General features: G+C 60.6%; 24 protein-coding genes. 10 read left to right on the top strand and 14 right to left on the bottom strand.

All coding sequences use genetic code 11. The features are described from left to right. Positions 1–2: 2 nt before the first annotated feature. Positions 3–809: a non-homologous end joining protein Ku gene (gene ku / locus C5L12_RS07850; RefSeq protein ID WP_105371471.1), complete on the bottom strand. Its 807-nt coding sequence runs from the start codon at positions 807–809 to the stop codon at positions 3–5. 109 nt (positions 810–918) lie between these two features. Here ku and C5L12_RS07845 point away from each other — a divergent pair, with 109 nt between their 5' ends. Then, positions 919–1,122 (top strand): hypothetical protein, encoded by a 204-nt coding sequence (locus C5L12_RS07845; RefSeq protein WP_105371470.1) that lies wholly within the window; start codon positions 919–921, stop codon positions 1,120–1,122. Between the two features lie 191 nt (positions 1,123–1,313). Continuing rightward, positions 1,314–1,490 (top strand): hypothetical protein, encoded by a 177-nt coding sequence (locus C5L12_RS28060; RefSeq protein WP_157949003.1) that lies wholly within the window; start codon positions 1,314–1,316, stop codon positions 1,488–1,490. 24 nt (positions 1,491–1,514) lie between these two features. Here C5L12_RS28060 and C5L12_RS07835 read toward each other — a convergent pair whose 3' ends face one another. Next, positions 1,515–1,844, bottom strand: coding sequence for a hypothetical protein (locus C5L12_RS07835; RefSeq protein WP_105371468.1), 330 nt, complete (start codon positions 1,842–1,844; stop codon positions 1,515–1,517). A 127-nt stretch (positions 1,845–1,971) separates the two neighbouring features. Between C5L12_RS07835 and C5L12_RS07830 the strand changes: the two genes are divergently transcribed. The 3 genes from C5L12_RS07830 (at position 1,972) to C5L12_RS07820 (ending at position 3,462) form a co-directional block, all read left to right on the top strand. Beyond that, the gene (locus C5L12_RS07830; protein WP_105371467.1) at positions 1,972–2,559 is read left to right on the top strand and encodes a cysteine hydrolase family protein; all 588 of its coding nucleotides are present in this window, start codon (positions 1,972–1,974) and stop codon (positions 2,557–2,559) included. Positions 2,560–2,693: 134 nt separating this feature from the next. Next, positions 2,694–2,879 (top strand): hypothetical protein, encoded by a 186-nt coding sequence (locus tag C5L12_RS07825; RefSeq protein WP_105371466.1) that lies wholly within the window; start codon positions 2,694–2,696, stop codon positions 2,877–2,879. A gap of 85 nt (positions 2,880–2,964) precedes the next feature. Next, the gene (locus tag C5L12_RS07820) at positions 2,965–3,462 is read left to right on the top strand and encodes a YciE/YciF ferroxidase family protein (RefSeq protein ID WP_105371465.1); all 498 of its coding nucleotides are present in this window, start codon (positions 2,965–2,967) and stop codon (positions 3,460–3,462) included. 96 nt (positions 3,463–3,558) lie between these two features. Here C5L12_RS07820 and C5L12_RS07815 read toward each other — a convergent pair whose 3' ends face one another. Next, positions 3,559–3,927 carry a hypothetical protein gene (locus C5L12_RS07815; RefSeq protein WP_105371464.1) on the bottom strand — a complete coding sequence of 123 codons (369 nt, stop codon included), beginning with the start codon at positions 3,925–3,927 and terminating at the stop codon, positions 3,559–3,561. 54 nt (positions 3,928–3,981) lie between these two features. Between C5L12_RS07815 and C5L12_RS07810 the strand changes: the two genes are divergently transcribed. After that, positions 3,982–4,347, top strand: coding sequence for a DUF2934 domain-containing protein (locus C5L12_RS07810; RefSeq protein WP_105371463.1), 366 nt, complete (start codon positions 3,982–3,984; stop codon positions 4,345–4,347). A gap of 300 nt (positions 4,348–4,647) precedes the next feature. Further along, positions 4,648–6,126 carry a glycogen synthase GlgA gene (gene glgA, locus C5L12_RS07805; protein WP_165924136.1) on the top strand — a complete coding sequence of 493 codons (1,479 nt, stop codon included), beginning with the start codon at positions 4,648–4,650 and terminating at the stop codon, positions 6,124–6,126. Between the two features lie 60 nt (positions 6,127–6,186). Here the strand turns inward: glgA and glgX are convergent, their stop codons facing one another. The 3 genes from glgX to C5L12_RS07790 form a co-directional block, all read right to left on the bottom strand. Beyond that, positions 6,187–8,265: a glycogen debranching protein GlgX gene (gene glgX, locus C5L12_RS07800; RefSeq protein ID WP_105371461.1), complete on the bottom strand. Its 2,079-nt coding sequence runs from the start codon at positions 8,263–8,265 to the stop codon at positions 6,187–6,189. A 69-nt stretch (positions 8,266–8,334) separates the two neighbouring features. Next, positions 8,335–8,577, bottom strand: coding sequence for a membrane lipoprotein lipid attachment site-containing protein (locus C5L12_RS07795; protein WP_105371460.1), 243 nt, complete (start codon positions 8,575–8,577; stop codon positions 8,335–8,337). After that, positions 8,574–8,861 (bottom strand): hypothetical protein, encoded by a 288-nt coding sequence (locus tag C5L12_RS07790; protein ID WP_105371459.1) that lies wholly within the window; start codon positions 8,859–8,861, stop codon positions 8,574–8,576. Before C5L12_RS07790 ends, C5L12_RS07795 begins: the two co-directional genes overlap by 4 nt. Positions 8,862–8,972: 111 nt before the next feature. Here C5L12_RS07790 and C5L12_RS07785 point away from each other — a divergent pair, with 111 nt between their 5' ends. Beyond that, positions 8,973–9,239, top strand: coding sequence for a hypothetical protein (locus C5L12_RS07785; protein ID WP_105371458.1), 267 nt, complete (start codon positions 8,973–8,975; stop codon positions 9,237–9,239). Positions 9,240–9,470: 231 nt separating this feature from the next. On the opposite strand, the gene C5L12_RS07780 is transcribed toward C5L12_RS07785, so the two are convergent. Genes C5L12_RS07780 through coxB form a run of 5 tightly spaced genes read right to left on the bottom strand, consistent with a single transcriptional unit; the run spans position 9,471 to position 15,112 of the window. Then, complete coding sequence (locus tag C5L12_RS07780; protein WP_105371457.1) at positions 9,471–10,535, bottom strand: c-type cytochrome; 1,065 nt, start codon at positions 10,533–10,535, stop codon at positions 9,471–9,473. Continuing rightward, on the bottom strand, positions 10,532–11,176 hold the full coding sequence (locus tag C5L12_RS07775) for a cytochrome c oxidase assembly protein (protein WP_245422807.1): 645 nt from the start codon (positions 11,174–11,176) through the stop codon (positions 10,532–10,534). The genes C5L12_RS07780 and C5L12_RS07775 overlap by 4 nt, the downstream gene beginning before the upstream one ends. Next, positions 11,173–11,556, bottom strand: a complete 384-nt coding sequence (locus C5L12_RS28715) for a hypothetical protein (RefSeq protein WP_245422806.1) — start codon at positions 11,554–11,556, stop codon at positions 11,173–11,175. The genes C5L12_RS07775 and C5L12_RS28715 overlap by 4 nt, the downstream gene beginning before the upstream one ends. Then, positions 11,553–14,069 (bottom strand): cytochrome c oxidase subunit I, encoded by a 2,517-nt coding sequence (gene ctaD, locus C5L12_RS07770; RefSeq protein ID WP_105371455.1) that lies wholly within the window; start codon positions 14,067–14,069, stop codon positions 11,553–11,555. The genes C5L12_RS28715 and ctaD overlap by 4 nt, the downstream gene beginning before the upstream one ends. Further along, on the bottom strand, positions 14,066–15,112 hold the full coding sequence (gene coxB / locus C5L12_RS07765) for a cytochrome c oxidase subunit II (protein WP_105371585.1): 1,047 nt from the start codon (positions 15,110–15,112) through the stop codon (positions 14,066–14,068). Before coxB ends, ctaD begins: the two co-directional genes overlap by 4 nt. A gap of 197 nt (positions 15,113–15,309) precedes the next feature. On the opposite strand from coxB, the gene C5L12_RS07760 reads away from it, so the two are divergent. Next, positions 15,310–15,510 (top strand): hypothetical protein, encoded by a 201-nt coding sequence (locus C5L12_RS07760; protein ID WP_105371454.1) that lies wholly within the window; start codon positions 15,310–15,312, stop codon positions 15,508–15,510. A gap of 34 nt (positions 15,511–15,544) precedes the next feature. Then, the gene (locus C5L12_RS07755; RefSeq protein WP_105371453.1) at positions 15,545–16,105 is read left to right on the top strand and encodes a type 1 glutamine amidotransferase domain-containing protein; all 561 of its coding nucleotides are present in this window, start codon (positions 15,545–15,547) and stop codon (positions 16,103–16,105) included. Here C5L12_RS07755 and C5L12_RS07750 read toward each other — a convergent pair. From C5L12_RS07750 to C5L12_RS07740, 3 genes are all read right to left on the bottom strand, one after another. Further along, positions 16,102–17,187 carry a DNA topoisomerase IB gene (locus C5L12_RS07750; protein WP_165924137.1) on the bottom strand — a complete coding sequence of 362 codons (1,086 nt, stop codon included), beginning with the start codon at positions 17,185–17,187 and terminating at the stop codon, positions 16,102–16,104. The genes C5L12_RS07755 and C5L12_RS07750 overlap by 4 nt on opposite strands. A 69-nt stretch (positions 17,188–17,256) precedes the next feature. After that, positions 17,257–18,957, bottom strand: coding sequence for a sensor histidine kinase (locus C5L12_RS07745; RefSeq protein WP_105371452.1), 1,701 nt, complete (start codon positions 18,955–18,957; stop codon positions 17,257–17,259). Positions 18,958–19,199: 242 nt separating this feature from the next. Further along, the gene (locus C5L12_RS07740; RefSeq protein ID WP_245422805.1) at positions 19,200–20,027 is read right to left on the bottom strand and encodes a BON domain-containing protein; all 828 of its coding nucleotides are present in this window, start codon (positions 20,025–20,027) and stop codon (positions 19,200–19,202) included. Positions 20,028–20,131: the final 104 nt, after the last annotated feature.

The raw sequence follows: 20,131 nt of genomic DNA, 5'->3' as shown, positions 1-20,131 counted from the left end.
TTCTATTTTCGCGTCGACTTGCGCTCCGCCTCGAGGCTCTTCTTCAGGGCGGCGGTAATATCGATGACATTGCTCGTCCGCTCTGGGGTTTTCTCTTCGGGCCGTTTCTTCGCCTTGCGGCCTTTCTTGCGCTCGGCGATGATTTCCAGCAGCCGGTCCTGGACCGGATCGTCGACCATGGAAGGCTGCCAGGCCTCCGTCCGTTCCTCTATCACCTTCTTCAGCATCGTCAGATGCCGGGCTTCGGGCTTTTCTCGCAGCGCTTCCGCCGCATACTCGTCGGCATCGCGCACTTCGTCTCCGTAGCGCAGCGTCCAGACGACAATTCCCTTGTCCTTCGGCAGCAGCAGCACCGCGCGCTCGCGGCGATACATTACGAGCCGCGCGATCCCGCCAGTCTTCGTCTTGGCCATTGCCTCCCGGATGACCGCGAAGGCTTCCGCGCTCACCTCGTCGTCCGGGGCGAGATAATGCGGTCTGTCATACCAGATCCATCCGATGGAACCCGCCGGGACAAACCTCTCGATATCGATCGTTCGGGTGCTTTCCAGTCCCACATCCTCGAGCTCATCATCCTCGAAGAGCACGTAGTTTTCCTCGTCTTTGGGATAACCCTTCACCTGGTCGTCGTCTTCGACCGCCTCGCCGGTCTCGGCATCCACATATTGGCTCAGCACCCGGTTCTGGGTCTTGCGGTTGATGTTGTGGAACCGCACCTTCGCCCCTTCCGAGATCGCCGGCGTCATCGTCACGCGGCAGGTGACGAGCGAAAGCTTCAGATAGCCTTTCCAGAAGACGCGCGGTGCCACGGAGAACCTCCTTCTTTTGCGGCGATAACCCATGCCGCACCGGCTTGGTTCCGGAACAAACGGCAGGAGAAGCCGTTTTCTTCCAGACGCAGCACAGGAGGGTATTTCCATGAGCACGAACAACAGCCCGAACGCTCCCCGCAAGGAGTGGGACAAGAAGACGGCCGAACGCTCCGCACGCTCGAAACACGAGAGCCAGGAACTGGAAGAACAGCTGAACGAAGGGTTGGAAGATACCTTCCCGGCAAGCGATCCGGTTTCGACCACGGTGACGTCCATTCCCGCGGGCACACCGAAACCGCCCAAGCATTAGACGATTCTCGGCAGGGTCCTGGAACAAATCAGGCGGCTTCCTGGATAGGAAGTCGCCTGATTTGATTTATGGCCTGTGACTTTTTCGGGATATCCGAAGCCAAGCATATTGCGGTAAGGAGGAATACTGCAAATTTTGGCGGGGCGGGCAACTTCGGCTTGGATTGGCCGGATATCGATGACGAGGTCGGGATGGCGAAGCAGAATAGTCCGGTTGAGGAACAGGAAGTCAGGATGGGACGGCGCGTCAATCGCCGGGTTTCGGTCCTGCTCACCGAAATCGAGAAGGAGGAAATTCCCGACCGCCTGCTCGAACTGGCCCGCGAGCTGCAGAAGGCGCTCAACGGCAAGACCAATGGGGCCGACTGACGACCTTGAGCCGGTCAATATCGGCTAGAGCTGGGTCGATATCAGATTGTCGATCCTGACCTGTCCCTCCACCACGCCTCGCGGGCCTTTCGCATCAAACCGCCCGCTCTCGTCCTCGATCACCGTATAGAGTTTTTCGCTGCGGAAGGCGCTGGCCATCTGTGTGGAATTGCCTTCTGAGGGCAAGGCGTCGATTTCGGTAAAGTCGAGTTCCGCTTCGCTCGCAACGAGACGGGCGTCGCCTGCCGTCCTTGCGCGGACGATCACTTCGCCCTGCGGAGGCGAGTTCTGCCAGTTCGGATCATGGGGCGGCGCGATCGGCACCAGGCGGTAGATCTTAAGGCTGTCCTGCATTTTCTCTTCCCTTCGGCAGTCATCTCCATTCCCAACAGGCAACGCGATCCGCGCACCTCAAGTTCCTCTTCGCCGGAACTTTTGCCCGCGGGCCGCCGTTCGTGAACGCTGACGGAGTAAATGCGCCATGGAAGACCCGAACCGCTGCCGACATCTTTGCGTCGATATGCAACGGATGTTCGCAGAAGATACCCCCTGGCATATTCCCTGGATGCCGCGGGTACGGGAGCCGGTCGCCGAACTTACAGGAACTCATCCCGCCGAGACGATTTTCACCCGCTTTGTGCCTCCGAGAACATCCGCCGAAGCAGGAGGAAGCTGGCGCAGCTATTACGAGAAATGGGCGATGATGACGCGCGAGCGGCTCGGCGACGAGATGGTCGACATCCTGCCGGAGCTCAGAGCCTTTGTTCCGCCAGCACTCGTCTTCGACAAACCGGTCTATTCACCCTGGCTCGACGGTCGGCTCCATCATTTCCTGCAAGATCAGGGCGTGACCACGCTCGTTATATCGGGCGGAGAAACGGATGTCTGCGTCCTCGCGGCCATTCTGGGAGCGGTCGACCTCGGTTATGCGATCATCCTCGTCAAGGATGCGATCTGCAGCACCTCCGACGAAACCCACGACGCCTCCCTCGCCCTTTTCGGCAGGCGCTTTTCGACCCAGCTGCGGATCGCCGGCGCCGACGAGGTGCTGCAGTGGTGGCAGGGATAGGCCCGTTCCGGAACCTTTTGCGGCAAACGGCTGTTTCCCAGATACGCCTCTGTGATCGAGGGAAACCCACAATCAGCAGCCCCTTGGGCTGCCCCGGCACGGCCCGCAGGGACCTTGCCTGAAAGGAGAAAGCGATGGCAGACAATTTCTGGTTTGTGGTCGTGGCGCTAGGCCCGATCCTCCTTGGCGGAGCGATCGCCTACGCATTGCTGCAGCGTCGCCGCCTGACGAGCGGCGAGGAAAGCAAGCAGGAGGAGGCGATCGAACGCCTCTACGATAAACCGCCGGGCGGGCGCGAGCCGCATCCGGGCGGTCACTGAGAGCGAGGAACTTTCAGTCCGCCTCGTCGTTCTATGTCTCGCAACAGCCATTCGAACATTTTCATAAAAATCCAAGGAGAGAGCAATGGCCACCAAGACCCTCGACGACCTTTTCTATGAAACCCTCAAGGACATTTACTACGCCGAACGCCAGATCGTGAAAGCCCTTCCTAAGATGGCGCGCGGTGCTCAGGACCAGAAGCTGAAAGCTGCATTCGAAAAACACCGGGACGAAACGGAAGGTCAGATCGAGCGCCTGAAACAGGTCTTCGAGATCATCGGCAAGCGCGCGCAGGGCAAGACTTGCCCGGCGATCGACGGGATTATCGAAGAAGGCGAGGAAATTCTTGACGAATTCAAGGGCAATCCTGCACTCGACGCCGGCCTGCTCGCCGCCGCACAAGCCGTCGAACACTATGAGATCAGCCGCTACGGCACCCTGCGCAGCTGGGCTCAGCAGCTCGGGCTGAAAGAGGCAGTCACGCTTCTTGAACAGACCCTTGCGGAAGAAAGCAAGACGGACGAAGCCTTGACCGCACTTGCCGAGTCCGCCGTCAATGCAGCGGCTCAAAAGGCCGCCTGAGGTGAAAAGCTAAGGGGCGCGACATCAGGTTGCGCCCCTGACGAGACGGAAAAGCCCGGCTTGGCCGGGCTTTTCATTTCCTCCCTTTATTCGGGCTCAGTGACGGAACGAGCCGCTCGGTCTCGAAGTCGCCATGCCTTGCGCCAGGATCTGCACCGGCAGCATTTCGCCGTTCAGCGCTTGCCGCCGGAAAACCTTGTCCCGGGTGGAACCGGAGCGGGCGAGCTGGGCTTTTGCAGCATCCATAGCCAGATCATAGGTGTGATAATAGGACGCGGACTGCACCCCATCTATGACATAGACCCAGCCGGTTGCGTGCGGGATGATATCGCAGTACTTTTCCATTTCGATGTGTCTCCTTCCCGGCGGAATAAACATATTTGGGCTGCCGAAAGTTCCGTCGGGCAGACTTTTGAATTGGCCGTGTGCCTGTTGGCCGAATTGTGAGTTTTCGTTTTTGACCATGGAACTTTGCTCCCGCGAATCCGTTGGGGCAATCGGGCGAATGGAGACTAAATAATGGCGGAATCCGAACAAGACTGGATCAAGAAGCGGGCCTACGCTTTGTGGGAAGCGGAAGGCTATCCTACCGGCAAGGACAGAGAGCACTGGGAACAGGCTAAGCTGGAATATGCGACGTTGAAGCCCGCGGCGCTGAACGGAGCGTCGGCCAAGGCTTCGGGTGGCAAGGCGGCAGCGGCGGTCAAACCTCCCAAAGCAGCCTCGAAGGCCGCGGCTCCCAAGGCAGTCTCCCCTAAGGCGGCGCCTAAGACAGTCGCATCCAAGGCCGCATCCGCAAAAACCGCGTCGAAACCACCGGCGGCCATCACCGCGGCGGTCGAACCTGCCAAGAAACGTTCCAAAAAGGTACCGCCGGGCAAATAGTTCCGGGGGCGGGAAAAACAGCAAGGACCAAGTTTACCGGTCGCGACGAGTGCCATCGTCGCGGCGGCAAGATTTTTTTGTTCCGGGAAATGACATGACATCTGCATCCGAATTCCGCCTGGAGCCGACCCCGAGAGGGAACGTTGGCCAGGGCTTGGTTGTTTTGGAAGAACTGAACGGGCTATGGCGGAGAGACGCATGATGAACGCCCACCTTCCGGTCGACGAGGGCCATCACAATCCGCGCAGCGTGATCGGCCATGAAGCTGAGATCGTTCCCGGAAAGCGGGCTTTGCCGCATATGAAAGTTCTTTCGGTCACCTCGGAGATCTACCCGCTTGTCAAGACCGGCGGGCTTGCTGACGTGACCGGCTCCCTGCCGAAAGCACTTGCCGGCTCGGGTATTGAGACCACCACACTGATCCCCGGGTATCCGCGGGTGATGCAGCAGCTGAAAAGCGCCATGCCGCTCGTCACCTTCGAGAGCCTTCTGGGGGAGCGCGCCTCGTTGCTCCACACCCGGATCGAGGGTTTGAGCCTTTTCGTACTGGATGCCCCAAGCCTCTACGACCGACCGGGCGGTCCCTATGTCGACGACACGGGTGCAGATCATGTCGACAACTGGAAACGGTTTGCCGCCCTGTCCCTCGCCGCGGCCGAAATTGCCGACGGTGCCCTGCCCGGCTGGGTTCCGGACCTCGTCCATACCCACGATTGGCAGACGGCACTGACCTCCGTCTACATGCGCGAACGCGGCTGCATGACACCTGTTGTCCTGACCATTCACAACCTGGCTTTCCAGGGGCAATATCCTGCAACCCTGCTTAACAGCCTCGGTCTGCCGCCCCAGGCCTATTCCATGAACCGGCTGGAATATTTCGGTGATATCAGTTTCCTGAAAGGCGGATTGCAGACGGCCGATGCGATCACCACGGTTAGCCCGACCTATGCACGGGAAATTCTCACACCCCGTTTCGGCATGGGGATGGACGGTGTTCTGAACGCGCGCATTTCCATTCTGCGCGGCATCGTCAACGGCATCGACCTCGAGGTATGGGATCCTTTGACGGACCCGCACCTGCCGCGCAACTACGATGCCACCAACCTGCGCCGAAAGCGGGAAAATCGCCGGGCGCTGCTGGAGAAGTTCGGCCTGGACACGACTGGAAACGGCCCGGTGTTCTCCGCCGTCAGCAGGCTGACCTGGCAGAAGGGTTTCGATATGTTCGCCGAGACGGCGGACGAGATCATCCATCGCGGCGGACAGGTCATCGTTTTCGGCCAGGGTGATCACGGGATCGAGCGGGCCCTCCTCGACGCGGCCTCACGCTTCCCCGGTCGAATGGCCGTCCACATTGGTTATGACGAACCGACGGCGCATCTGATCCATGGAGGCTCGGACGCCATCGTGCAGCCCTCGCGCTTCGAGCCTTGCGGCCTGACCCAGCTCTATGCGCTGCGTTATGGCTGCGTACCCGTCGTTTCCCGCACAGGCGGACTATCGGAGACCATCATCGACGCCAATGATGCCGCGATGTCGGCCCGCGTCGCGACGGGTTTTCAGTTCCACCCGGTCACCACCGACGGCCTGCGCCTGGCGCTTCGGCGCGCTTTGCATGCGTACGAGGACCCGAAAATGTGGGCACGGCTGCAGAACCAGGGCATGAAGGCAAAGTTTTCCTGGGAACGCAGCGCCCTGCAATATGCGGCGGTCTATGCCAACTTGGTGAAGAAGTCCGGCCAGGGATCGGCCTCGGATCGATACCGGGCGATACTCTGATCACAGATCGCGAAAACCGGCCTTCGAGGCCGGTTTTCTGTTGCCGATCGGCCGCTTCCTTTACGGTCTGCGGAACAACACCAGGCTGCGGCCTTCGAGCTCGAAATCCTTTTCCTTGGTGATCACCTGGCCATGCCTGGCGGTATCGGAGGTGGTGAGTTCCAGCACCCAGCCGCCCTCGCCGAACTGTGGGATGCGGAACGGCACATTGCCTTCGAACGGATTGAAGAGCAGCAACACGTCGTGCCAGATGCCTTCCTCCTCCCGAAGATCAGGCCGGCCGATATAGAGGCCGAGCGTCGAGCCCTCGTCCCATTGTTCCGGCGTCTGAAAGCCGCCGCCGGCATTGAACCATTTGATCTCCAGTCCGTCGCGCCAGTTCTCGCGCCTGAGAAGCGGCTGCTCCTTGCGCAGCTTGATGATGTGGCGCGTAAATTCGCGCAACGCCTCGCAGGTCTCCGGCAAATCCTCCCAATGGACCCACGAGATCTCGCTGTCCTGACAATAGCCGTTGTTGTTGCCCATCTGACTGCGGCCGAATTCGTCCCCGGCAAGCAGCATCGGCGTGCCGTGCGAGAAGAACAGCGTCGCGAGGAAATTGCGCTTCTGACGGTCGCGGACCGCGTTGATGTCCTCGTCTTCGGTCGGCCCCTCGGCACCGTAATTGTAGCTGCGGTTGTCGTTATGGCCGTCGTTGTTGTCCTCGCCGTTCGCCTCGTTGTGCTTCTCGTTGTAGGAAACAAGGTCGTTAAGGGTGAACCCGTCGTGCGCGGCGATGAAGTTGACGCTCGCCCAAGGCCGGCGACCGCGCTGGTCGTAGAGATCGCCGGAGCCAAGCAGGCGGGCAGCGAAATCGGTCGAGACATTCGTTCCCTTCCAGTATTCGCGTACCGTGTCGCGGTACTTGTCGTTCCATTCCGCCCACCCCGGCGGGAAGCCGCCGACCTGGTAGCCGCCAGGCCCAATATCCCAAGGCTCGCCGATCAGCTTCACCTTCGACAGCACCGGGTCCTGCGTCATGGCGTCGAAGAAGCCGCCGCGCTGGTCGAAACCCTGCGGCTCGCGCCCGAGGATCGTCCCGAGATCGAAGCGGAAGCCATCGACATGCATGAATTCGACCCAGTAGCGAAGCGAATCCATCACGAGCTGCAGCACGCGAGGGTGGGACGTGTTGACGGTATTCCCGGTGCCTGTGTCGTTGATATAGTAGCGGTGCTGGTCCGGCATCGTCCGGTAATAGGAAAAATTGTCGATGCCCTTGAAGGAAAGCGTCGGCCCAAGCTCGTTGCCTTCGGCGGTATGGTTATAGACCACGTCGAGAATGACCTCGATTCCCGCGTCGTGGTAAGCGCGCACCATGTCGCGGAAGCCTTGGATGCCTCTCGGGCCGTAATAACGGGAGGCCGGCGCGAAGAAGCCGAGCGTATTGTAGCCCCAGAAATTCTTGAGACCCTTGTCGAGCAGATGCTGGTCGTCCGGGAAGTCGTGAACGGGCATCAGCTCGACGGAGGTAACGCCGAGGCTTTTGATGTAGTCCACCGAAGCCTTGTGGCCCATTCCTTCGAACGTGCCGCGCAATTCCTTCGGGATCGCCGGATTGAGCTGAGTGAAGCCCTTCACATGCGTCTCGTAAATGACGGCGGCGGGCCAGGGAATGTTCGGCCGGTTCTGATCCTGCCAGTCGAACTCGTTGGGATCGATCACTCGACACTTTGGCATGAACGGTGCGCTGTCGCGCTCGTCGAAGGTAAGATCCTTATCCTCGTGCAGGAGATCGTAGCCGAAATGGGCCTCATTCCATTTGACGTCGCCCACAAGCTCGCGGGCGTAGGGATCGATCAGCAGCTTGTTGGGATTGAACCGATGGCCATTCTCCGGATCGTAAGGGCCGTGGACGCGATATCCGTAAAGCGCGCCAGGCTTGAGGCCCGGCACATAGCCGTGCCAGACCTCGTGGGTATATTCCGGCAGCTCCAGCCGCGCGATTTCGATCTTGCCGCTATTGTCGAACAGGCATAGCTCGATCCGTTCGGCATGGGCCGAAAAGATCGCGAAGTTGACCCCCTCGCCGTCGTAATTGGCGCCGAGCTGATGCCAGTATCCCGGCTCCACTGTGAAATGGTTCGATTTCGTGTCCATGCGGCACCCTTCCAAGTTTCCGCCTGATAATGGTGCCGCACAACAAATCGTTCCCTAGGGCTTCAAAATCTATGGATTGCCGGAGCCTGCCGGCGCAGGGGTTACGGGTGGATTGCTGGTTGTCCCGGACGGGGATGTGGCAGGGCTCTGGCCGCCGGTGCTTGTTTGCGGCGTGGGATCCTTGTCCGCGGGTGCCGTGTTGTTTGGCTGCTGCGGCGGCGTGTTGTTGATCGGGTCACTCTGTTTTTCGTTGTTGTCGCTGCACGCGCTCAAAAGAACCACCGTCGAAAGGGCAAGGATCAGGCGTTTCATTTTTTCTCTTCTCCATCGAGATTGCTGACGGAACCCCGGCGCCGATGGGCATCGAGTGCGATGACTTTCTCTACCGCGGCAACATCTTCCGCCGCTGCGACGGGAACCGGATCACTGGCGATCGCTTCCAATACCTCAGGAGAGATCGCGCCTTCGCGGATCACATATTCGAGCGCTTCCCGGGTTTGCCGCTCCGCCTTCAGCTGGGCGTAAAGGGCAAGGATCAGACGGTCGCGCACGTCCCGTTCTCCATGTCCTGCCCCTGATCTGACGAAGTCCGCCATGGTCGTTCTCCCTATCTTTGTTAAGGGATGAACTTTCGGTCCGGGCGATTGTTCCCTCCGTCAAACGGTCCCCTATCTCCTTGAGCAACGGAATTCGTCAGGAGGATTGAGATGTCGGCGCTGACACCCGAGGAACTGGAAGGACGCCTGAACGCACACCGGGAGCTGATGATCGAGCTTCTGGCGGCAATGATCGGCGGAGAGGTCACCATCTCCTCGTTTCTGAGGCGGCTGAGGGACGATGCCACCTTCAAGGACAATGAGGAGGATCCGGGCGTCATGCCCGAAGATACCTTTGCGATAGAAAATTCCGCCGCGCGTGAAGTGCGCGCCATACTCGAAGCGGCCCGCGCCCGGGCAGAGGCGGACGACCGTTGAAACGTCGTTAACCGTAGCGCTTCACATTTATGGCAATCCCGCCACGTTTATGGCCATTTCGTGGAACTAGAATGGTGTTTTCTCGTTCACTTGCTAGGGAAGCGATGGAGGCGTCTATGGTCAGGGAATGGGTAGAGGCGGCAGGCTTCGTTCTTGTGATCGCGGCATGCTACATGCTCGTCATTCCAGTCTGATTTTGAAAGCTCCTGGGGAGGAGAGAGTGGCCTGAACTCAAGGGCCCCTGCTCTCGCGGCTGGCAAAAAAGGCCGCGAGAGCGGCAAAATCCTCTTCCTTTAGACTTCTGGCTGCCTCGGTCATCAGGTGACTGAATGGGCCGCCGCCTCTGGCACCGGTATGAAAGAGGCGAAGTTGACGCTCCAGGTAAGGAGCGGTCTGACCCGATATGCGCGGATAGGCCGGGTTGCCGCCGGCCTTTTCATGACAGCTCAGACAGGCCGGCACCTTGTCAGCCGGCCTTCCTCTTTCTGCCAGCTCCCGCCCCCTTTCGACCAATTGCGGATCGCCTTGGCCGATCTGTCGTGCAGGCGGCGCCTGCTTGGCGTAATAACTCGCAAGCTCCGGCAGGCTCTCTTCCGGCAAGGTGCCGGCTGCCACCTGCATGATGCCGCTCGGACGCTTTTCCTCCGCATAAGCCTTGAGGCTGTTGAGCAGATACGCCTCCGACTGGCCGGCAAGCCTGGGAACGATACTGCCTTCCGTAAGCCGCTTTTCCGCATGACAGCTCTCGCAGGTGATCGGCAGCGGCGAGACCTCGCCCGCATGGCCGATGCCGTGCAGGCCGGACACCTGCAGATAGGCGTTTGCGTCCATCTCCGGCAGCTTGCGCAGAAAAGCGACCATCGCCCAGATCTCGTCATCGCGCAGCCCGGTCGGCCAGCCCGGCATGCCGGTGAAGCGCACGCCATGTTTGACGATCTCGAAAAGCTGGGCATCGGTCCAGGTCGGCACGACCATCTTCAGGTCGGGCGGCCGCGGCAGCATGGCGAGCACCGCATCGGACCGCCCCTGCGCCGGCGAGCCGTGACAGATAGCACAGCCGGTCTCGAAGTGGCCGGCGGCTGGTGGCAGAAGCGCCGGATCGTCGAGCGGCGGAACCTCCACGAACAGTGCGGCGGTGCGCACCGAATTCTTCATCACCCAGTGGAGGAACCAGTCCGTCACGCCCCAGTGGCCCGTGCTCGCCCTGACGCTCATCAGTCCCGACCAGGCGAAAACCATGCCGAGCAACGGCAGTACCACGACAAGGGCAATCAGGTATTTCCTCGGGATCGTCATCGGCCCCTCCTCCCCAAAGGCTTTGGCGCATCAATGTTCAGCGTGCGAGCCAGGAGCGCTACGCCACCGGCCAGATAGACGACCGCGCCGACGAGCAGCATCACCACGCCACCTATCTGTTGGTCCGTCCCGGCATTCAGCACGACACCGAAACAGCTTACCTCCCCGTCACCGTAAAGCGGCCGCGGCGAAAGCGCCAGAAGCGCGCCAAGCAATGTCATATGCATCGATGTGAAGAGAAGCCCGACCGTGCCGGCAAGCCGCCGCTCTTCACGGCCACCGGTGGCGCCGCCGAGGCAGGTCAGCCAGAGCGTCAATCCCGCAGCCACGAAGACAAGCTGTTCCAGCACCGTGACGACGGTAGAGGTTTCCGAGAGAGCCCGCACGGCCGGCACATGCCAGCCCCATACAGCGACCAGCTCGATCAGCGAGGCGAGCACGGGTGTCAACCAGGCCCGCCCGGCGGTGAAGTCGAGGCGGGTTCCCGAAAGGCCGACGGCAATCAGCGGTGCAGCACCTGCCACCACACCCATATGCGCAATCATGTGGACGGAAAAGGAGCCCCGGTCGGCAAAGGGGAGCAGGAACGCCCAGAGCAGGAGAAGCAGGACAAGGCCGAAAACCCAGGCCGCCCGCTTCAACGCTGGCACTCCGCGATGAAGATCAAGGGAATGGCGGCATAGACGACGGCGACGAAACTGAGGCCGGAGAGGAGAAGCGTCGCAAAACCTTGAAAATACTTTCGATCTTCCCGCGTCGCCGCGTCGTGCGGAGGATCTCCCGATCCGAAACCCCATTGCCGCCAGGCGAGATAGGCGGACAGCACGATCATCGCCAGCGCCAGCAGCGTGAAGACCCCCAACGCGAACCGCAGGGTGCCGAAGGTAATCTCTTCGGCCAGCCCCTTGGCGCAGAAGATGGCGACCGCCGCATAACATACGACAAAATGCAGCGCCCAGACGGTGGGCGCGGTAAACAGCGTCCAGAGGGTTTCGACCTCGCGCGGGATGAAGCTCTTCATTCTATCACCATCGGAAAGAGGCCGATGACGCCGAAGGTTGTCACGGCGGTGACGGCCATGAAGTGCCAGTAGAGCGTAACATTGCGGATATCCTGATCGTATTCCGCCGTCATCCTGCCGGCAAAACTGCGGGCCAGGCAGTAGAGATGCATGATCGCGCCGACGGCGCCATGCGTCACCGTCCAGATTGCCAGGATCCAGACGGTGGCGGGATAGACGTTGGCGGTCGGATCCATGGCGTGGAAATAGGGACCCGCCAGACCTGCAAGCGACGCTGCGACCGTGACGACGAAGCCCGCGACCAGCGCGAGCCGTGCCCCGACCGGCCCCTTTTCATTGAGCTCCCGCGCAAGCACCGTCAGCGCCCACGCGACGACGAAGAGCGCCAGCGCGATCATCGGCCATAAGATGCCCGGCCCCTGTGCCGCGGCGGTGAAATCCGCATGGATCGTCCAGTAGAAGAAATAGCCGAAGATCAGGCTGGCGAAGGCCGTTCCGTCACCCACCATGGTGATGAACATCGCCCACCAGCCGACCGACGCCGGACCCGAGACATAGATCGGCAGTTTGAGCCCGAGCCCGACATCGATCTCCGGCTCCTCCGGGATCGGCGCCGTCCCCGTCCACAGCCAGACGACGATGGCCACGAACGTAATGATCGCGCAGACAATGGTCGTGATCCACCAATGGAAGGTGAGCGCGATAAAGACCCCGCCGAGCGCAAGCGCCGCGATGATCGTCACATAGGAAACGCCGCCGACCCGCAGGCACTGGATCGGATCGGCATCCAGGACCGAGGTGACGAGGGTTTCGCGCTTGCCCGACTTCGCATCCGGCAGATAAAAGCGGCCCGCCTCGATATCGCGCTGCAGGTTCGGCTGGTCCCAGAGCGGATAGCGGCTGGTGATGACCGGCACCGAGCGCATGCCCCAGCTCTCGTCAGGATCGTTCGTCCATTCCAGCGTGCCGGAATTCCAGGGATTGAGATTACGCGCCGTCGGTTTTGGCTTTGGCCTCAGAATATCGGTGACGACGATTGCCACACCCGAGGCGAAGATGAAGGCGCCGATCGTGGAGACCAGGTTGAACCAATCCCAGCCGATGCCCTCCGGATAGGTGAAGACGCGACGCGGCATGCCTCGCAGGCCGGAAAAATGCATGGGGAAGAAGGCAATGTTGAAGCCTGAGAACATCAGCCAGAACGCCACCTTGCCCCAGGCATCGCTGAGCTTCTTGCCTCTTACGAACGGGAAATAATAATAGATGCCGGCAACCACCGGAAACAGCATGCCCCCGATCAGCACATAATGAAGGTGCGCGACGACGAAATAGGTGTCGTGCGCCTGCCAGTCGAAAGGTACCAGCGCCACCATCACGCCGGTCAATCCGCCGACCACGAAGATGATGACGCCGCCGGCACCGAACAGCATCGGCACCGAAAAGATCACCCGGCCGGCAAGCATCGTGGCGATGAAGACGAAGATCTGCACTCCGGTCGGGATCGCCACGGCCTCGGACGCAGCGGAGAAGAAGGCCAGCGAAATCTGCGGCAGGCCGGTCGCGAACATATGGTGCACCCAGAGCCCGAAACTCAGGAAGCCGGTGCCGACGGCCGCCAGCACGATCCAGGAATAACCGACGATCGGCCGCTGCGAGAAGGTCGGCACGATCATCGCCATCAACGCGATCGCGGGCAGGAAGATGATATAGACCTCCGGATGGCCGAAGATCCAGAAGAGATGCTGCCAAAGGAGCGGGTCGCCGCCCCTCTTGGCATCGAAGAACGGCCAGTCGAACATCCGCTCCATCTCGAACAGGATGTCACCGGCGATCAGCGGCGGGAAGGCAAACAGGATCATCCCTGCGACGATCAAGAGATACCAGGCGAACATCGGCATGAGGTTGATGCGCATACCCGGAGCCCGGCATTTCATGATGCCGACGATGATCTCGACGGCCGCGGCGATCGACGCCACCTCGATGAACGAGAGGCCGAGCAGCCAGATATCCGCACCGATGCCCGAATATTCCTTGTCGGTCGCGAGCGGCGGATACATGAACCAACCGGCATTCGGCGCCGCATTGAAGAAGATCGAACCGCAGACGAAGATCCCGCCAATGAGGAAGCTCCAGAAGCCGAAAGCAGAGAGACGCGGGAACGGCAATTCGCGGGCGCCGAGCATCGACGGCAACAGGAAGATGGCGATCGCCTCGAAAATCGGCACCGCGAACAGAAACATCATCACTGTGCCGTGCAGCGTAAAGGCCTGGTTAAAGAGATCCGCCGAGATGAGATCGTTGTTGGGCACCGCGAGCTGCAGGCGCATCAAAAGCCCGAGCAGACCGGCAAACAGCATGAAGGCGAACGCAGTCACGCCGTACCAGAGGCCGATCTCGCTATTGTTGACCGATGTCCAGTAACGGAGCCCCTTCGGCGTCTCCCACACCTTGCGGAGCCGTTCTTCCTGGGCCGCCCTTTCTTCGGCCGAGAAATTGCCGAGCTCTGGGGTCATCGTAGCCCTTTCAGGTAAGCTGCGATCCGTTCGACATCCGCATCCGGCAGCATGGAGAAATGAGGCATCCGGACCTCGGGCTTGACGCCGTCCGGGTAGCGGATGAACCGCGCAATATGTTCGGCCGTATTGGCTAGCGACCCGGCGCCGACGCTGCCGCGTTCTCCGAAGGCGGTAAGATCCGGACCGATCGTGCCGCGCGCCTCGGTGCCTGAAATAGCATGGCAGGCGGCGCAGCCGTGCCTCAGGAAAAGTGCCAAGCCCTCCGCGTCAGCACCCGACGAGTTTTTCCGCGCCGAAAGCCAGGCTTCGTAAGCCCGTGGCTCCATGGCATGCACCGTAAAAGCCATCAGCGCGTGGGACGGCCCGCAGAATTCGGCGCAGACCCCGCGATAGGTGCCCGGTTTTTCGGCGACAAGCGTCAACCGGTTTTCGCGCCCGGGGATCATGTCCATCTTGCCCCCGAGCACCGGGATCCAGAAGGAATGGATGACATCCGGCGACTTCAACAGGAAAACCACCCGCTCGCCGACGGGTATGCGCACTTCATTTGCCGTCTCGAAGACGGGCCCGCTGTCCTCACCGAGATACCGGACCCGCCACCAGAATTGCTCGCCGGTCACTTCGATGCGCCGCATGCCGCTTGCATCATCCTGAAACCAGGGCCGCATGACCGGCATCAGCCAGACGGCATAGGTCAGAAGCGCCGCAAGCACCACGGTCGGAAAAACGGCTCCACCCCACAGGACCAACTGGCCGGCACTTTTCGTCGAATGCGCCCGCCGCTTGCGTGCCGCGTAAAAGAGCAGACCGACAACGCCGCACCAGATGACGATCCCGCCGATCAGCATCGTGTAGAAGAGCGTGGCGACGCCTGCCGCCTCGGGTCCTGCGGGATCCAGCGCGGATTGCGCTCCCGAGCATGACGCGAGCGGCGGAAAAACGAAAAGGAGGAGGTGATGGCGTCGACAGACGCCGTGGCGGCCCAGGCTTGGTCCTGATCGAATTGGCCGGCCGGAGGCAGCCAAGCGGTCATCATTCATTTCGGCCGATACCTGGCAAGTGTTTTGCGGCAACGCCGCGAACATCCGGCCAAGAACGCGGCTTGCCCGCTTTTGTTCCAGGCCCCCGATAACTTTCTGTAACGTTCTGAGAAAAAGTTGGAACGATTCCCTACCGCATGGGTTTGCTCCTTCGTGAGAGGGCCGGACGCCCTTGCCTCGCGACGGGAGAAATCAACATGCGACACTTTTTCAAGATGCTCAGGAACAGGCTGACCGGAATCCGGCACGAGAAGAAGACTTTTGCCGTGGAACACCCCGAAGAGCTTCAGGTTATGGTGCCGGAGGCCGTGGTTCTGCCTCTACCTAAGTCGCCCCGCGATGAAATCAGCGTTCCGGCGTCGATCAACGGCCGTGACCTTTCCTCAGGCCGCTTGTGAAGGAGCCGGACGAAATCGACCGAAGGAGTAATGAATGACCGCTATCGATTCCGCTTCCATCCTTATTCTGGCCACCGACGGCTATGAACGATCGGAACTTCGGGTTCCGTTGGAGGAGTTGAAGAAGCGAGGCGCCACCGTCAAGATCGCATCCATCAAAACCGGCGAGATCAAGAGCTGGGACGAGAAGGATTGGGGCGATACCGTGTCCGTCGATCTCGAGGCGAAGAATGTGAAGACGGAGGAGTTCGACGCCCTGGTTTTGCCCGGCGGGCAGATCAACCCAGATCTTCTGCGCGTTAATGAAGAAGCCGTGAAGGTGGTGCGAGACTTCGTCAAGAGCGGCAAGCCGGTTGCCGCGATCTGCCACGGCCCTTGGCTGCTGGTGGAAGCGGATGCGCTTCGCGGCCGCAAGGCTACCTCTTACCATTCCATTCGCACCGACATCCGCAATGCCGGCGCGTCCTGGAAGGACGAGGCGGTGGTCGTCGACAACGGGATCATCACGTCTCGATCGCCAAAGGATCTTCCCCAGTTCGTGGAAAAGATCGTCGAGGAGATTCAAGAAGGTCCCCACGATCGCCGCGCGGCCTAAGTTTTCGCCAGCTCTCCAACAGCCGCCCGCAGTGCTTCGCGGGCGGTCATCGGCGGGTTCTCCGGGGAAACCTCCCGGAGAAAGGCCACCAATCGGCCCTCGCTTTCCCTCAAGCCCCTCGGAACATTCAGCTCCGCCTTGTTTGTCATTATCTTTTCCAGTGGCGCCGTGTTTTCAGAAAGCTCCAAAATGCTTGGATGGATATAGCTGGAGCGGCAAACCGCCGGGGTATTGTGCAACGCGTCAGAAGCCGCGTGAGCCATCAATTTTATCTTTGGAGGCTTTCCTTCCCTTTCCATGAAGTCCCAGGCAGCGTTGAAGGCGGTGAGACTCCCGCCCCAGGTCCGGAATGTCTTTGCCGACACCGGAAAACCCGCCGCCTTGGCAAGGTAGGCGTTCAAGCGACCTGAATCCACCGAATGAGGCACGCCCTGTTCATCTGGCCAGGAAAACAGCTGCCGTCCGGGCAGATCCGCTATCTCCTCCAGGATGCGCTGCAGGCGCGGATGCTTCAGCGTGTGCCGTACCCTCTTCCCGCCCTTCGCCGTGAAGCGCAGGAGGACCGCGTCGTCCGACAGGGTCATATGACGCTTCAAGAGCGTCGTTGCTCCATAGGTCCTGTTCTCTTTTGCGTAGGCCTGGTTTCCCACCCGCAGGTGCGTCGCATCCAGGAGCGCGACCAGCGCAGCAATCACGGCCTCGGTTTTATCCAGACCAAGTGCCAGATCCCGTTTCGCCCGGCTGCGAATCCGCGGCAGCGCCTCTCCGAACTTCAAGAGCTGGTCGAACTTTCGTTCGCTGCGGAAACTCTGCCAGTCGGGATGATACCGGTATTGCTTTCGGCCGCGGGAATCATACCCTGTTGCCTGCAGGTGGCCGCGAGGATCGAGGCAGATCCAGACATTCTCGTAGGCAGGCGGCAGCCCGAGCGCTGCGATCCTTCGCCGCTCCCGCTCGTCAGTCAGCAGCGCTCCGTCCGGCAGGCGGTAGCAGAACCCTTTGCCGCGCCGGAGCCTGCGGATGCCGGGTTCCGTATCGCTGACATAGGTAAGGCCGATTGTTTGAAGGGTATCCTGATCGATGTCGATTGTGGTGAGCATGGCGTCCATGGCCGATTAACGGCAAAGCGACGCCTTCGTTCCGGTTGTCGGCTAAATCGCTATGTCCCTCAGATCGTCGGCGCCCTCGCCTCGCTCGAACGCGGCACGCGGCGCGGTCAACCTCCAGCAAAGCCCTCCGGGATTAAAATCGATTTCGACCTCCCCCCCAAAAGCCGCTGCCGCATGGCGCTTGACGATGGTGGTGCCGAAGCCGGTGCGTGAGGGCTCATGAACCGGCGGCCCGTTCTTTTCTTCCCACACCAGGCGCAGCTTTACCTCGTCCTCATCATCCTTGACCACGTCCTTCCAGGCGATCCGGACCTTGCCGTGCGGCACCGAAAGCGCACCGTACTTGACGGAATTGGTCGCAAGCTCATGCAGGATGAGGCCCAGATTCTGTACCGCTTCGGCTTTGAGCGTGAAATCCGCTCCCTGAAGTTCGACCCGCTCGGCCACTTCTCCAAAGGTACTGAGATGGATTTCGATGACTCGCCGAATCGAAACCCCCGACCACTGCTCTTTCGCAAGTGCTTCGATGGATTTGCCGAGCCCCTGCAACCGGCCACTGATAGCCCTCTGGAACTCCTCCATGGTGGTGTCCTTGCGCGCCAGCTGACGCATCATGGCCTGCACCAGAGTCAGGATGTTCTTCGTGCGATGTACGAGCTCATGCAGGATCAGATGGATGCGGTCCTCCGCCTGGCTGCGGTCGAAGGATGCGTTCGATAGAGCCACCGCAACCTGGTTGGCTTCGCGGATTTTCGTTTCGATGGGCGAAACGATCTCGCCCCTGCCCATCCGTTCAGCCATTTGCGCGAGCTGCCGGATGGGAATCCGAAGCTGACGCCCGACCAGCCAGGCGATCAACATGCCGACGGCGAGAAAGATCGCGCCGCCCCCGATCAACTGCCGCCATGTGGTGAGAATGCTCGCCTGCGCCGTATCGATCGGGCCCCAGACGACCGCCTTCCAGGTCCAGCCGGTGATCTGCGCATAACCATACATCTGCCTGCGGTCACCGCTCATGTCCTCGATGGTCCCCTTGAAACCTGTCATCAGTTTCAGGGTATTTGCGGGAAAGGCAGAGCCTGAGGCGAATGTGTCGGCCCCGACGGACGTAACTACATTTCCCAGGCCGTCGACGATGGCGACGGACCAGCCTGCGGGAAGCCTCTCCACGGAAATCAGCTTCTGTAGATCCTCGGCATTCTGCGTGATGACCATCGCCGCACCGGCGCCGGAGACTTCGGTGGGCATCGGCATGGTGATGTTGAACACATGCTTGCCGCTGGTTGCCCCGAAAAAGACGCCGGAAACTTCGGTCACGCCGCTGCGCAGCGCCGACTGAAGCGCCGTTGGATTGGAAACCTTCTGGAGGGGAGTTCCAAAGGGCACGCGCGTATTGAGTTTCTGTTGCCCATCCGCATCGACGACCAGCACATACAGCGAATTGGAGCGCAGGCTGGTCTGGGTCCTGTTGTGGAATGACTTCAGGTCCCCGTTTTTAAGCTCCGGCGACGTCACGAGGATCCGCAGCGTCGTTGCCATATCCTGCAGCTCGCGATCGACGGCGCGAGCAATGAGCTGTGCGTCCTCAGCCGTGTCGTTGGCAAGGATTTCGCGCTCGTTCGCCTCCAGCTCCATCATCAGATAACCGACGAAGATCAGCAGGGGCAGAGCCACACCGGCTGCGAGCGCAACCAGATACGCGCCAATGGGCGCAATCGGGAAAAACCGCGAAATTCTTAACATTTCCTGGAGTTAACCCGAAAAGACGGCGCACGTGGCCTGCCGTCCGCCCTCATGTTCATTTATGTATCCCGCCATCTACTAATATATGCAGCACAGGACTTCTAACTGGTTTTGGAAGTCGGGCCAAGGATTGATTGCTGACAATGTGTCTTTTCCGCGAGGGTTCGCCGAAAGGGGTTTTATCATCGACTTCGAGGACTGGACCCCTCCGCAAAGCGGTCCAGTGGCGCCTGCCGACCGGATCAGATGGTCGTCGAACCTGTCAAGGTGTCGGTCGGAGCGTTGTTGACGCGCAGGTTGTTCTGCACATGCCGTACACCCGAAACACCGTCCACGAGATCCTCGGCCCGGCGTTTGTCCCAGCGGCTGGAAACGAAGCCGTCGAGGGTGACCTCCGCACCTTTCACGGTAACCGAGATGTTCGAAGCGTCCAGTATGGGATCATCGCTCAGACGGTCGTTGACGTCTTCTTCGATCCTGGTGTCGGAGCGTTGGTAACCCTTCGGTCCCTTTCCCCGATGTTCATCCATCGCGCGACGCTGTTCGGCCTCCTCATCGCCGAACCAGGAAGCGACCTCGTCGCCTGCCCGCTCCATGAAGCCACGTTTGCGGCCATAGTCCTCTTCTTCGCGGAACCGGTGCTCCTGGCCGTAGCGCGGCCGGCTCTCGCCGCCGTAACCATAGTCCGAACCGTATTGCTCGCCATAGGCCTGGTTCACGCGACCGCGGCCGGGTTCATAGCTGAATGAAGAGGGTCTGCCCCGGTAGGAGTCGCGCGCCCATATTCGCGAGCGCTCCGTATCACCGTAGCCGGGGTCATAACCGTAGTCGTCGGTGGCCCATTGCTCGCCCCGGCCATAGCGGGAGAACCGCGAGCGATCGCCATCCTCCCGGCCGTATTCGTGATCGCCGGGAAAATTGTCGCCGCTTCGCTGATTGTCGCCAAAACCGCGGACGTACCCCGTGTCTCCCGGGCGATAATCACCGGACGGCTCGCGAGGAAAATCGCGTTCGCCTCGCATCCGGTCGTTTCGATACCGGCCCGGTTGAGAATAGTTTCCGTTAGCCATTGTTTGTCTCCTCGACCTGGTTGGTTCCGTTCCAAACGGAACACAAACCGAACGCAGCCTCCTCCGGATTGTTCCGGGCTTTCGCGGAGCCAAGCCCTCGAATT

Origin of the sequence: Neorhizobium huautlense (assembly GCF_002968575.1) — a bacterium.
GTDB lineage: Bacteria > Pseudomonadota > Alphaproteobacteria > Rhizobiales > Rhizobiaceae > Neorhizobium > Neorhizobium huautlense.
This window is presented reverse-complemented; position numbering and strand designations above follow the sequence as displayed.